16 protein-coding genes are annotated in these 14,078 nt (G+C 30.9%); 15 read left to right on the top strand and 1 reads right to left on the bottom strand.

What is annotated here, in order from left to right:
* Positions 1-41 precede the first annotated feature (41 nt).
* From AMQ68_RS07265 to AMQ68_RS07240, 6 genes are all read left to right on the top strand, one after another.
* On the top strand, positions 42-362 hold the full coding sequence (locus AMQ68_RS07265) for a nucleotide pyrophosphohydrolase (RefSeq protein WP_369678621.1): 321 nt from the start codon (positions 42-44) through the stop codon (positions 360-362).
* A 15-nt stretch (positions 363-377) separates the two neighbouring features.
* Positions 378-2,543: a DNA/RNA helicase domain-containing protein gene (locus tag AMQ68_RS07260; RefSeq protein WP_054509898.1), complete on the top strand. Its 2,166-nt coding sequence runs from the start codon at positions 378-380 to the stop codon at positions 2,541-2,543.
* A gap of 18 nt (positions 2,544-2,561) precedes the next feature.
* Positions 2,562-4,457: an ATP-binding cassette domain-containing protein gene (locus AMQ68_RS07255; RefSeq protein WP_054509897.1), complete on the top strand. Its 1,896-nt coding sequence runs from the start codon at positions 2,562-2,564 to the stop codon at positions 4,455-4,457.
* Entirely contained in the window at positions 4,441-5,400 is a 960-nt protein-coding gene (locus tag AMQ68_RS07250) for an HNH endonuclease (RefSeq protein WP_054509896.1), read from the top strand. The genes AMQ68_RS07255 and AMQ68_RS07250 overlap by 17 nt, the downstream gene beginning before the upstream one ends.
* A gap of 94 nt (positions 5,401-5,494) precedes the next feature.
* Positions 5,495-7,486, top strand: a complete 1,992-nt coding sequence (locus AMQ68_RS07245; RefSeq protein WP_241775071.1) for an AAA family ATPase — start codon at positions 5,495-5,497, stop codon at positions 7,484-7,486.
* Positions 7,487-8,926 carry a hypothetical protein gene (locus AMQ68_RS07240; protein ID WP_054509894.1) on the top strand — a complete coding sequence of 480 codons (1,440 nt, stop codon included), beginning with the start codon at positions 7,487-7,489 and terminating at the stop codon, positions 8,924-8,926.
* A 19-nt stretch (positions 8,927-8,945) separates the two neighbouring features.
* Here the strand turns inward: AMQ68_RS07240 and AMQ68_RS25295 are convergent, their stop codons facing one another.
* On the bottom strand, positions 8,946-9,644 hold the full coding sequence (locus tag AMQ68_RS25295; RefSeq protein ID WP_054509893.1) for a hypothetical protein: 699 nt from the start codon (positions 9,642-9,644) through the stop codon (positions 8,946-8,948).
* A 366-nt stretch (positions 9,645-10,010) separates the two neighbouring features.
* Between AMQ68_RS25295 and AMQ68_RS07230 the strand changes: the two genes are divergently transcribed.
* The 9 genes from AMQ68_RS07230 to AMQ68_RS07190 all read left to right on the top strand — a co-directional run bounded on the left by AMQ68_RS07230 (position 10,011) and on the right by AMQ68_RS07190 (position 13,998).
* The gene (locus tag AMQ68_RS07230; RefSeq protein ID WP_054509892.1) at positions 10,011-10,226 is read left to right on the top strand and encodes a RebB family R body protein; all 216 of its coding nucleotides are present in this window, start codon (positions 10,011-10,013) and stop codon (positions 10,224-10,226) included.
* 17 nt (positions 10,227-10,243) lie between these two features.
* The gene (locus AMQ68_RS07225) at positions 10,244-10,747 is read left to right on the top strand and encodes a hypothetical protein (protein WP_054509891.1); all 504 of its coding nucleotides are present in this window, start codon (positions 10,244-10,246) and stop codon (positions 10,745-10,747) included.
* A 106-nt stretch (positions 10,748-10,853) separates the two neighbouring features.
* Complete coding sequence (locus AMQ68_RS07220) at positions 10,854-11,669, top strand: hypothetical protein (RefSeq protein ID WP_054509890.1); 816 nt, start codon at positions 10,854-10,856, stop codon at positions 11,667-11,669.
* 52 nt (positions 11,670-11,721) lie between these two features.
* Complete coding sequence (locus AMQ68_RS07215; RefSeq protein WP_123905632.1) at positions 11,722-12,102, top strand: hypothetical protein; 381 nt, start codon at positions 11,722-11,724, stop codon at positions 12,100-12,102.
* A 26-nt stretch (positions 12,103-12,128) separates the two neighbouring features.
* Positions 12,129-12,383 carry a RebB family R body protein gene (locus AMQ68_RS07210; RefSeq protein WP_054509888.1) on the top strand — a complete coding sequence of 85 codons (255 nt, stop codon included), beginning with the start codon at positions 12,129-12,131 and terminating at the stop codon, positions 12,381-12,383.
* Positions 12,384-12,657: 274 nt separating this feature from the next.
* A complete protein-coding gene (locus AMQ68_RS07205) occupies positions 12,658-12,924 on the top strand; it encodes a RebB family R body protein (protein ID WP_054509887.1) in 267 nt (88 codons plus the stop codon).
* A 92-nt stretch (positions 12,925-13,016) separates the two neighbouring features.
* On the top strand, positions 13,017-13,283 hold the full coding sequence (locus AMQ68_RS07200) for a RebB family R body protein (protein WP_054509886.1): 267 nt from the start codon (positions 13,017-13,019) through the stop codon (positions 13,281-13,283).
* Positions 13,284-13,373: 90 nt separating this feature from the next.
* Positions 13,374-13,640, top strand: coding sequence for a RebB family R body protein (locus AMQ68_RS07195; protein WP_054509885.1), 267 nt, complete (start codon positions 13,374-13,376; stop codon positions 13,638-13,640).
* 91 nt (positions 13,641-13,731) lie between these two features.
* Positions 13,732-13,998: a RebB family R body protein gene (locus AMQ68_RS07190; RefSeq protein WP_054509884.1), complete on the top strand. Its 267-nt coding sequence runs from the start codon at positions 13,732-13,734 to the stop codon at positions 13,996-13,998.
* The last annotated feature ends 80 nt before the right edge of the window (positions 13,999-14,078 follow it).

Genomic DNA, 14,078 nt, shown 5'->3' with positions numbered 1-14,078 from the left:
TTTTTGAAAATTAGATAGTAAAAAACTAAACTATGAGTGACATAAATAAATTAATACACGAAATCGTAAAATTCAGGGATGAGCGAGATTGGGAACAGTTTCACAATTCAAAAGATTTAGCTCTAGCTTTGTCTATTGAATCGTCCGAACTCCTTGAATTATTTTTATGGAAAGATAGCGAAGATTTCAAGCTTGATAAGCTTAAAGAAGAGTTAGCTGACGTGTTAATGTACGCATTTCTTATAGCAAACAAACACGATTTAAACATTGCTGAAATCATTCAGGAGAAAATGCAGAAAAATGCAGAAAAATATCCTGTTGATAAATCAAAAGGGAATGCAACTAAGTATAACGAATTGTAGTATCAGCTTTTAATAATGAATTTTTCTATACAACAATATCCATTTGACCATACTTTAGAATCTAATATTACAGAAAATCATCGTGATTTTCTTAATTGGCCATTAGTTTATTTTTTAGAAGAAAATAAAACTAAAGAAGCGTATGTAGGTGAAACAACAGATGTTCTTAACAGATTAAAAACACATTCTAAAACTCAAAAAAAACAAAAACTAAGCACTGTTAACTTAATTTTAAGCGATAAGTTTAATAAATCTGCGACTTTGGATGTTGAATCAAATCTTATCAAGTACATTTCTGCAGACGGAATGTATTCTTTACAAAATGGGAATCTAGGTATATCTAATCATCAATTTTATCAGCAAAAAGAAGTTTATTGGGAACAGTTTAAAAATATTTGGTCTGAGCTACAAAGTATGGGAATTGCAAGGCGTTCTCTTGAAGATATAGATAATTCTGACTTATTTAAATATTCACCTTATAAATCATTGTCCAAAGAACAAATAGCAGGACTGAAAATGATTCTGGATTGTCTTCTTGATGATAAGACAAAAGTGAGTTTAATACAAGGTGGTGCAGGAACAGGGAAGTCTATTCTTGCAATTTTTCTCTTTAAACTTTTAAAAACCAATCTGGATGATTTCAATACATCTGATTTTGATGAAGATGATAAAGATATTTTTCTGTTGCTAAATCAAGTAAAAGACAAGTATGGAAACCTTAAGATGGCTTTGGTTATCCCGATGACTTCATTTAGAAAAACTATCTCTAATGTATTCAAAAATATAAAAGGACTGTCTAATAAAATGGTGATTGGTCCTTCTGATGTAAGTAAACAGAAATATGATTTGTTAATAGTGGATGAAGGGCATCGTTTGAGAAGAAGGCAAAATCTTGTTAATTATAAATCTTTCGATGATGCTATGAAAAGAGTCTGTTTTGATCCCAATGGTTATGATGAATTAGATTTGGTAGATTACTGTTCAAAAAAGGCTATTGTCTTCTATGATCCATTTCAATCTATAAAACCTACTGATGTATTGACAGAAAAATTTGAATTATTAAAAAATAAAGACAGCACGATTGTTAGGAAATTGAAAACTCAATTTAGAGTTAAAGGAGGAAATGAATATGTAGAGTTTATTCATCAACTGTTTGATGGCAATATAAAATCTGAAAATATAAAATCTACTTTTGGTTTTTATGATTTTAAACTGTTTGATGATCTCAATGAGATGATTAATCAAATAAAAATAAAAGAAAATCAAAAGGGTTTGTCCAGAATGGTTGCCGGATTTGCTTGGAAATGGATCTCTAAAAAAGATAAATCAAAGTTCGATATTATAATTAATGATACTTTACTACAATGGAACAGTACAGAAATTGATTGGGTAAATTCTACCAATGCTATTAATGAAGTTGGCTGTATTCATACTACTCAAGGCTATGATCTTAATTATACAGGAGTCATCCTTGGGCCTGAGTTTGATTATGATTTCATCAATAATAAATTTATTGTCAATAAAGATAATTATGAAGATAAAGGTGGTAAAAATACCATTAAAGATGAACAGGTTTTACTGGATTATGTTATCAATATTTATAAAACTATTTTATTACGTGGAATAGAAGGGACTTACATCTATGTATGTAACCCTAATCTTCGTAAATATTTTTCTCAACTAATTCCTATTCATCAAGAAAAAGATCATCAACAACAACCATTAATAATTTTAGACAAGCCTAATGAATATACTGTTCCTTTCTATGATTTAGAAATTGCAGCGGGTAATTTTTCAGATCTACAGTCTGCAGGAGAAGCAAAGTATATTGAAATCCCTCATTTAGGTTCATCACAGGATTATTTTATTTGCAAGGTTGTTGGGGAATCCATGAACAAAGTGATTCCCAATGGCAGTTTCTGTTTGTTTAAAAAATATACAGGAGGAAGCAGGAATGGTTTGATTACTTTGGTTGAGGGCAGTGATGTTTTTGATAGCGAAACAGGAGCCAATTATACCATAAAAAAATACTTTAGTAAAAAAGCCACCGATGATGATGGATGGCATCACGAGGAAATTACTTTAAAAGCGATGTCAACAAAACCTTATGAATCTATTGTTTTACGAGATGAGGAGACGATAAATTTTAAAGTGATTGGGGTATTTGAGAAGATTTTATAAATTTAAAATAGAAATAATATGATTTTATCTGCAATATACATCAAAGAATATTATTTGTTCGAAGAACCTCAGATAATTAATTTGGGAGGAAGATTTATTTATTCATTAGAAAATAATTTTATCAGTAGAAAAGGAAATGAAAATTACATAGCAAATTTTTATTGTGAAAATGTAATTAGCCAAGTTAGTGCTATAGTTGGACGTAATGGTGCAGGTAAAAGTTCATTATTAAATATGTTGATTGAAGTTCTAAATAATGAGTATGGCTTACAATCAGCTTTAATTTTTGAAAAGGATAATGATGTTCTAATAAGAAATAGATCAAGGGTACAATTTGGCTTTGAATTTGAAACTTTTAGTAATAATGCTATTACTTTATACTATTCCCCATATTTAGATTTTAAATCTGATAGAAATGGTTTTGATCTTAGCTTAGATAATACTATAGAAAAAGATTTGGAAAACATTAATGATATTAGAAAAGGGAATGAAAACGTTGAGCCTCTTCAACATCTTAAAATGAGAAACTCGATCAGGCAAATGGATTTTACCAACTCAGATATTGGTGGTAAATTTGTTGAACTATTTGATTTGCCAGCAAATCACTTAAATAAAATTACCTTCACACGTTATATGATTGATGTGGATCGAGAAACCGATAAAATTCAATTTCACAATACTCCATATGGCTTTCGTGATGAGCTTCAATTTATATATGAAAAAATAAAGAAAGAAGCAAATGAAATTAATAATAATAGGCCAAAGGGATATAGTTTAGTGAAACTCCAAAAGGATTTGTTGAAAAATTACTTTTTAATGGACTTTATTTGCCTTTTTATTATACAAATGGAGAGAAGTAATGATTATTTGGGAGAAGGATTTCTAAAAAGAGAAAAAAGAGATTTTATTAAGGAAAACTACAATTCTTCAGCATTTGAGGCTTTTTATGATTTTTTAGACGATCATTGTTATAAAATGAGTTCTGATGAGTTTACATTACTTCCAATACAGGAAACAAAGGATTTGATTGAAAAGGTATATAGTTTTATTGATGCTGCGGAAGCTGTAGATGACCGAGATAATAAAAATTTTGAATGGAATTATAAAGCAATCTATTTGGAACACAATAAAGCAATTGAGTTATTAGAACTTCAAAATAGGTTTTTAAATGTAGTGGAAGAATATTACAGTAATAAAACTGAAAAAATCGATGAACTTATAAATGTAAGATTTTCTAAAATTAAAGATTTTATAAATTTTCAGCCTTCAGAAAGAAATTTGAGTTCTGGTGAAAATGCAATGCTTAATTTGTTTTCTAGATTTCACGAGGTATTCAAAGACTTTACGAAAAAAACTATCGATACTGTAAACTTTGTATTGCTAGATGAAGCTGATTTAGGATTTCACCCACAATGGAAAAAAAAGTATGTAAGTACAATACTAGAGTTTTTTAGTATGTATTTTAATGATTTCAATAGTAATGTTCAAATTATATTTACTACTCATGACCCATTAACATTATCTGATATTCTAAATTATAATGTAGTGTATTTAGATAAATCGAATAATCAAATTGTTTTAAACGATGAATCTAGACCAATTGAATCATTTGGTGCTAATATTAATGATTTATTGGCAAGTTCTTTCTTTGTTAATAACGGTTTAATCGGTGATTTTGCAATGAATAAAATTCAAAATATAATCGATTATATAAATATCAAAGAAAAAAGAAGTGAAATAGAATGGATTAGCTCGCCAAATATTGCACTTAAAGTTATTAACCAAATAGGTGAACCTTATTTAAATGATAAATTGAATGATATGTTTATGGAAGCCTTTCCCGAATATAAAGATGACGAAATAAAAAGACTGGAAGAAAAACTAAATCAGCTTAAAAATGATTCCAATTATTAAAAATAACTCATTTGTTGAAGCGCATTATTTAGCTATTAGAGATTTTATTTTAAATCAAATAAATAGAGTTTTAAAGGATGGTGGTATTTTTAAAAACCCAAAAGGACAACCAAGAATATTGTTAAATTATTCTAATAATCTTGAAACTCAGCTTAATGATTTTGTAAATGAACCAGATTTATATTTAAAACCTTTAATTAAACAAGAATGTTCAGATCTTTTAAATAAAGCAACTAATTTAGTTAATACTAATAGCCCACTCATAGATAGTAGTACTAATGATTATAAAATAATATATAACATATTTGTAAGTCATGGTTATGAGAAAGAATTAGATAAATGGGAATTTATAAATAGAATTAAAATTGATACTTGTACTTATTGTAATAGGAATTATATCTATACAACAACAAAAACAAAAAAAATAAAGCCCGAAATTGATCATTTTTATCCAAAAGCAAAATATCCTTTGTTAGCTTTAAGTTATTACAATCTAATTCCTTCTTGTAAACCTTGTAATGGTTTTGGAGCAAAAGAAGAAAAAGACCCTTTGGAGGATGGATTAATAAATCCATATCTTCTGAAAAATGATGATTTTATATTTACTCATATAATAAAAAATATTTCAGTAATAAACCCCTTATCAAATAAATCTGATGTACAAATTCATTTCAAAAAATTTCACCAAGGACATTTAGATGTATTTAATTTAAATGATTTATATGAGTTGCATCATGATCATGCTTTAGAATTAATAATTAAGAATAAAATTAAATATTCAAAAAAATATAAAGCTTACCTGCGTTCTTACAAAGGACTTAAGTTCAGTAAATCAGAAATTGATAGAATGATTTTGGGAAATTATACTTTAGATAGTGAACAACATAAAAGACCATTGTCAAAATTGTATCAAGATATTGGGAAGGAGCTAAAACTGATTTAATATCTATAAATAATAGAATAATAATAAATAAAATCATAAAATACGCAATCCATTTGCTTGAAAAGAATGTTATTGGAATATTAAAAATAAATTAATGAGAAAATATTTTGTATGTAGCGTGGGACAACCAGGTGAAGATTATGTAGAAGATAATTTTAATAGAATATCTTCGAAATTAGCTTTCTTCATGCATGATGGAACAACCCAAAAAGGTCTGTACAATGAAATAAGAGCAAATGATGTATTAATTCTTAAATACAACTCAAATTATATAGCTTACGGGGAGTCCCTAGGTAACAAAATTATTGAAAGTGATGATGGATGGTCATTAACTACTCCTGTTAAAAAATGGTATTATTTTGATGAAAGTAACCAAAAAAAAGGAGTTCCTTCTTATGGTGTTCAGTGGGAAACGATACCGGGATCTGGACAAATGGGAACTGTAAAAGGAATAACACCTGAATTTGGATTTAAAAAAATCACTGAAATTTCACAAACAAATAGTCTTTATAATTTATTATACTCTGAAACTACAATAGGAAAGATGGAAAATTTAAAAAAAATTTTGGAGTACAAAAAGCAAATTATTCTTCAAGGTCCTCCAGGTACTGGAAAAACAAGGTTAGCAAAAATAATTGCTAATGACCTTATGAATAATAATCCTCAAAATTTATCACCAAAGGAACTGATTGAGAATTTTTTTAAGTTAGGTAAATCCGATAAAAAATATAATGAGAATTTTAAAAGCAGATTAGAAGAGTTTTATGAATACTTTTCTAAGAATCAGTTTTCTAAAATGGAATTAGATGATTATTGTATAGGAAAAAGCAATAATACAAACTTTTGTTGGTGGATTGAAAAAGGTTTAGATAAATATGGGAAATTTACACCGGGTAACTCTGGTAATTATCTAATATATTACAGTAAAGGTGATGAGGATTACCGATTAACTAAATTTCCTAATGAAAATATTTTTGATATTTTAATTAATATACAAAATGCTTTAAGTGATTTGGCTGAGAAAGAAAATATAGTAGAGGCATCAAAATTATTTGGCGATAGCTTTATTATAAAAATTCTTAATTCGTATTATCCTGACAAGTACTTTCCAATTAATGGAAGAACATCATTAGTCAATTTAATGAAGATCTTTGACATGCCTTTTGAAAAGATTGCTACAATTGATTTAAATGGAGCTATTCAAAATATTTTCAATGAATATAAAGATAAATATCCATCAGATATATCAACTTTAGATTTTATGCATTTTTTATATTCCAAATTTGATTTGAAGAAAGATGGAAATTTGTATGAGGATCCAAATGAAATAGATATTTCTAGAAAACCTAGTTTAATTCAGTTCCATCCAAGCTACACTTATGAAGACTTTATAAGGGGAATTGTTGCAACACCCAATGAGAAAGGAGAAGGGATAATTTACAAAGCAGAAGATAGGTTGCTTGTAAAGTTAGCAAATGATGCTAGAGATGATGATTCTAATAATAACTACGTTCTCATTATCGATGAAATTAACCGTACCAATCTTTCTTCAGTTTTAGGAGAGTTAATCTATGCATTGGAATATAGAGGAAAGGAAGTAGAAAGTCTGTATGAAATAGAGGGTGAAGGGAATAAAATTATACTTCCTCCAAATCTCTACATCATTGGTACAATGAACACAGCTGATCGATCGGTGGGACATATAGATTATGCTATTAGAAGAAGGTTTGCTTTTGTAGACGTTTTGCCTAAAGAGTTAAATGATGATAAAATTGTGTTCCATAAAGATTGGTTCAGGAAAATAAGTGAGTTATTTATTGAAAACTATGATGAATATGTTATTAATGAGGACACAATATTAAAACGGGCTAAAACACTTTCTGGAGAATTTAGACCGGAAGATGTGTGGATTGGTCATTCTTATTTTATTCAGAAGAAGTTAGAAGATGATAGTTTAGAGCCACAAGATTTTAGAATTCGTATTGATTATGAAATCAAGCCAATTTTATTAGAATATGTGAAAGATGGAATACTGATTGGAAAAGTTGATGGAAAAGCTATTGAGGATTACATAAAAACTCTTTAAATGGGAATTCTTTTAAAAGAACATCACTCAACTAAACTATTAATAACGTCAGATACTCTTCTTTATATTGAAAGAAAAGAAGAGTATCTTTTGAATGTTGATGTTGAGAATATAAAAATACAACCTCGGAACTTTAAATTTGAAAGAGGTAAGAATTATTCTTGTTTTTATTTTACAGCTTCAAATACGGAAGTTGAACTTAAATCGGATTATTTTGTAGGTGTCGACTGGTTGATCAATGATAGATATATTCATGTGGAACCGAAATTGAATTCATCCGTTACTGAAATCTTTGAAAAAGCCGGAGATGTTGATGATGAGAATATTTCGGAAGAAGAAATAATCAACTTTAATGAAAAAGCAGAAAGAGAAGCAAAGGACGTTACAAATGAAAAAGAAGTAGATGTTATTGGAATACTTATAGAGATAATGTCTAATACAGATTTATCTTATCATTCAGATAATTTAATTTTGATTGATTGGAACATGGAAGAAATTCCAATTCATCAAAAGCAAGATTTACTGACTCCTTTTTTAGTTGTAAAGTTTCTTAATCTGTTAAAAGATATTGTCAAGAAAGGTTTAAAGAAATCGTATTATAAGGTTCAGAAGAATTTAACCAATAGAGTAAAGGGTAAAATTTTGGTTGGTCAGCAGATCAAACAAAATATATTGAAGAATCGTTTCACCAATACCGTTTGTGAATATCAGGTTTTTGGAGAAGATTCTGTTGAAAACAGTTTTCTGAAGAAAGTATTTCAATTTTGTACTCGATATGTAGAGAATCACCAGCATTTCTTTACAAACAAAAATGATATTTCTTGGATGATTAATTATATCCGACCTGTATTTGAGCATATTAGTTCGGAGCTTAATATAGAGGAGCTTAAACATTATAAGCATAATCCATTTTTTAAGGAATATAAAAATGCAATTAAAACGGGTAATCTTATTTTAAAAAGGTTTTCCTATAATATTACTAAAACAGCGGAAGAAAGTATTTCAACGCCTCCTTTCTGGATTGATATGCCTAAAATGTTTGAATTGTTTGTGTTCTCAAAGTTACTAAGGGATAATCCTCAACTTAATATTGATCATCTCAATTATCAATTTTCAACACACGGAAACTCTTTGGATTTTTTAATTAATACAGATAGTATTAAAATAATAATTGATACTAAATATAAACTTAAGTATAATTACAGTCAAATCCACGAAGATATCAGACAAGTTTCAGGTTACGCCAGACTAAAGAAAGTTCGTAGCGAATGTGGTATTACAGATGATAGTCATATTAAATGTTTGATTATTTATCCAATTTTCGAAGAAGTAGAAAAGAATTTTTCTTTAGAAGAAATTCAACGTCAACTATGTGAAGACAATGAAATAAAAGCATATCATAAGGTCTATAAAATGGGAGTGACTTTACCGTTTATTTAGTAACTCGTTAAGCAATCACCTAACAAATCACCAACAACCTAAACTCCCCATCCTCCTCAACAGGAGCCCTATGCACACAAGGCAAAACCTCTTGTTCAGGATGATCTACCGCAAGGCGCCAAAGATGCCCCAATCCTAAGTTAACGGGTTGGGCATTGGGCTTAGGTTGATAATGCAGATCGAAGAAATAGTCTTGTAAGAAAGTTTCAAATTCTGCTTCCGGACCGTCATGTAATTTTTTAAGCTTTTCACGAATTTCAGGAATTAATATTTTTTGTTCAACCTGATCATTGGGGATGATATCACTTGCAGCACCATGGTAGGTACATAAAAAAGTATCTGTTCCAATGGGGGAGCGATCTACATGAAAGGAATATACATCGGTTGAAATGAAGTTGAATTCCTCATCTCGTTCGTAACTTTTAAGTAAATTAAGAGAAGGCGATGCTCCGAAATCTGTTAATAACTGTATATCATGTAAGATAATTTCTCTTGCTAGATTCCCTTTTTCCGAGAGTTGAAGTGCTAAAAGATCTTCAATGGAAACTTCTGTAATATTTTCTTTTAATTGAAGTTGAGATACAATTTCTTTAAAATTGCCCACTAAATCTCTGTGCCAACACATGGCATTCATCGCTCCGTGAAAATGGGTATTTACAAGTTCAGAAAAAGTAGAAACAACTCCAATTTGGCTATTGTCAGAAAATATATTGCTCATATTTTTAATAAAGTACCTCGTTGTTAAATGCTGTACAAAAATACGGAATAAGGGGAGAAGTTCATGCTAAGATGACATGTGTTTTTGTCAGTTACTGATTCTGGTAAATTCCATTGCGGATAACCCTTCTTTAAGTATGTAATTTCCAAATTCTCTATTCTATAGAAATTGGGCTTAGTTTCTAAAATTCAGGTAATTCCCTTATGATTGATATATTTGTAAAGATGAAATTTGTATAAGAAATCATAAAGGTAAAGAATGATAAGGGATTTCAATTGTGATGGATAGATGATAGGGTGAGTGAAAAATAGTTGAATGTAGAATGCCTCGAAAACTCAATTTTTAATAACCATTTAAACAAAGTATATGTCAGATAAAGTAAACAGTCAGATCACAGATGCAGTTACTCAAACTAATGTAACGGTGCTTGGTGAATCTCCGGCGCAGGCAATGAGTATGCTGTATCAAATGGCAACTCATGCGAGTGGAATTTCAATTCAGAATTCGGTGACCAATCAGCAAAATCTGAATCAGCTAAACCCTGTAATTGTGGCAGACGCCATTAAAATTTTAAAAGGATAATCTAAAACTTCGCCAAAATGGATACTAATACGAGTACAGAAATTCAGACTACAAATCCATCTGCAACGCCCAGTGAGGAGGCCGTAATCTTTGTAAACAATGAAGTGTTGGCAGTGCCCACTACCACTCCGATGACTGGCGCTTCAAAGATTATGATTGACCAGGCGACAGGAATGATGGTACAGGATTTACAGTCCTTTTTAAAAGGTTTTGAGCAGTTGGGCTTAATAGCAGTAAGTAGATTAGCGAATAATATTTTAACCTATGGAAGCTATCATCACGATCCATCTACTCATGATAAACCTAAAGCCAGTGAAGCTGGATTCGAAGATATTGGAAAAGGAAATGATGCTATAAGAGATTTATTTAAAATAATCAGTGATTATGCTGAAGTTAAAACAAAAATATCTTCTTTCGCTGCTCCGGCTGTGAGTTTTAATACCAATGAAAAACCCAGTCCAAGTCCGGTTCCTACACCGGCTGATCTTCCAGAAGAAGATCCTGAAAAAAAAAACTTTTGACAATATCAGATGAGGGTTCTGAACTTTCTGCAGAAGTGGAAAAAACCATAGAAGCTAAGAAAAATCTAATAACAAAACTATTCGATAAATTTAAAATAGATAAGAGATGAATTATTCAAACGAAATTAAACCTGCTCAAATATTAAATGTAAGATCTTTAGAAGAACTGAATGAAAGTTTTTTTCTTCAGAGAGATAATGATACGGCATATTTCAGTATAAAAAAGCCTGAAAATAATGTTAACCGTGTTGTTTTCAGTCTGCAAACTTCTGATATTAATGTTGGTCCAACAATACGGATTGTGAACTGTATCAACAAAAATAAAAAATATGCTGCTTATCAATCTTTTGTTGTAGAACCTAAAGATAAATCAACGGGAATAGCCATCATAATGATGAAGCTGGATGATAAGAAAACATTTTATTGTAATGTAAGGATACTTCCTCTCAACACATTAAATGATATCGCAGACAAAGAAGCCGATTCACCCATTCTTACGGTAAATCTTGAAAAAGCTAATTATATTTTAAAAACGGATATTACAATCACTCCATCCAATACGGGAGAAGCGATGTATTCTACGCACGATGTTGATGTAAACGCGGTTTCAGACCTCATCACAAATGCTGAAATAACGGAATTAAAAAGAGAATTAGAATTTCAGGGAGCAAAATTGATAGCGCATTATACTCAGGAAATTCTTGACATTATCATGAATGAAAACTCTGTAACCACTGGTAATTTACTTCCATTGCTTTCAGAAGATTATGTTCTGCAGTTGCCTGGCAATGCGCTCAAGAAACTGCTTGCTGCGAACGTAATTTCAGGAAATATTTCATTAGAAATTGTTGGAAGTAATGTGATTAAAGATCTGAATAGAGACTGGACATCTGCAAGTGCTTTTATAGAGTATATTCTTTGAATTTAATTGTTTACGAAAGGTAGATTTTATAATGAATACAAAAAATAAGACGATGAATACAGAAGAACAAAATAATATTCCTCCATCAGAGCCCGAAAGTTCGGCGCCCAATACAGATCCTTCTGAAGATGAAATAATGTCATCCATTATTTTCACAAATGAAGATGAAATCATTCAGTATATCAAAGATAAAGCGACTAAGGAAACGATGAAATCATTAGCCCCTTTATTAGAAAAACTGGAAGAAGCGGTTAAGCAACAGCAACAAATCAGTCCTCCCCAAAGTTCTATTGTAAATCCTACTATGGTAAATTATGAGGAACAACTGAAAAGTTTACAGGAAATTTCTAAAGAAAAAATAAAAGCTAAAGAATTAAAAGTAGCGGAAAGATTTAATAAGCTACAAATCAGAATGGGGAACATGCGTAAATAATAAGTCTAACAAAAAACTGATATTTTATGGAACAAGACCAAAATGAAATCATAAATGTAGGAGTTGTAGCGGATGCTACCTCTGTGCCGGGTGCTATTTCTATGCAAGTGAACGCGCATTCTACAGGTTTAATGTACGAACAATCGGTATTGCATCAACAAAGAGATTTTCAGCTGACAATAAGTAATTCTGTAATAGGTGTAAAAAAGTTGGCAGAAAAGAAATTAAAATTCAAAGTAGCGAAGGCATTGAAAAAAAGCCGATTTGATACTCTGGAATAAATCGCGAAAATATTCGGATGCGGTTTTTGTTACTATACAAAGGCTGGGTGATATCCTCATCATCATTTATTGAGTCAACAATCTTACTTCGCCCTGGTTCTTTGCTGTAAAAGCAAAATAAAAGTTCCTTTGGTTAATATGCTCATTACGAAAGTATAGTAGCACGATATCTTATATCCTAACCGCATCCTTTTTCCGAAACACCATATCACTTATAACCAACAACAATATATTAATTTATTCACCGAGATCTGATCTCACAAAAACTAAAATTATGTCACAAACAGTCAATCAACAAATCACAGACGCCGTTACGCAATCCAACGTAAAAGTGGTAGCAGAAGCTCCGGCAATGGCATTAGGTAACGTTTATCAGGCAGCAGCACATTCTACAGGAATTATGTTTGAGAATGCAGTAAATGCACAAAACCAACAGAATATTTTGGGACAGGCTGCAACAACACAAGGCATCATGCAGATTTACAGCATGGATACAGTGGCTGATGCTATTTCTATAGCTAAAATGCTGAGTGCTTCTTAATAGAAAACCTTTTTGATTCATCATCAATAAAAAAGATTAACCGCAATCGGAAAGTCTGATTGCTTTTTTACCAATTCATAAAAATTAAAATCATGGCACAAACAGTCAACGAACAAATTACAGACGCTGTTACACAATCTAATGTGAAGGTAGTAGCAGAAGCTCCGGCTATTGCATTAGGGAACGTGTATCAATCGGCAGCACATTCTACAGGAATTATGTTTGAAAATGCAGTGAATGCACAAAATCAACAAAACATTTTAGGGCAGGCTGCCACAACGCAGGGAGTGATGCAGATTTACAGCATAGATACAGTGGCGGATGCCATTTCTATAGCTAAAATGCTAAGTGCTTCGTAAAAGGGTACCCAACAGCAACATTCGCAATCGGGGAAATCCCGATTGTTTTTTTCACTCACTCAAATTAAACTTTAATAAAAAATTAAAATCATGGCACAAACAGTCAACGAACAAATTACAGATGCTGTTACCCAATCCAATGTAAAAGTTGTAGGAGAGGCTCCAGCAATGGCATTAGGAAATGTGTATCAATCGGCAGCACATTCTACAGGAATTATGTTTGAAAATGCAGTGAATGCACAAAATCAACAAAACATTTTAGGGCAGGCAGCCACAACGCAGGGAGTGATGCAGATTTACAGCATAGATACTATTGCAGATGCTATTTCTATTGCTAAAATGTTAGGAGCTTCCTAAAGAATTTTTTGCATCAAACCCATACTATCAGGAATGATGCTTTATTGTAAAGTAATTATTAACAGAGATTGATCTCATAAAAATTAAAATCATGGCACAAACAGTTAATCAACAAATTACAGATGCGGTAACGCAATCTAATGTAAAAGTGGTAGCAGAAGCTCCGGCAATGGCTTTAGGAAATGTGTATCAGGCAGCAGCACATTCTACAGGGCTTATGTTTGAAAATGCAGTGAATACACAAAACCAACAGAATATTTTAGGTCAGGCAGCCACTACACAGGGAGTGATGCAGATCTACAGTATAGATACGGTATCAGATGCCATTGCTATTTCGAAAATGCTAAGCGCTTCTTAATTCATGGTGTGTTTTAGAGTTTTAATAAATCGGGAGAACATATCTTATGTTCTCCCTGATTTTTAAATAAAAAAATAATG

The organism is Chryseobacterium sp. ERMR1:04 (genome assembly GCF_001297705.1).
GTDB lineage: Bacteria > Bacteroidota > Bacteroidia > Flavobacteriales > Weeksellaceae > Chryseobacterium.
The sequence above is the reverse complement of the archived record's forward strand: the minus strand, read 5'-3'. Positions and strand labels throughout refer to the sequence as shown.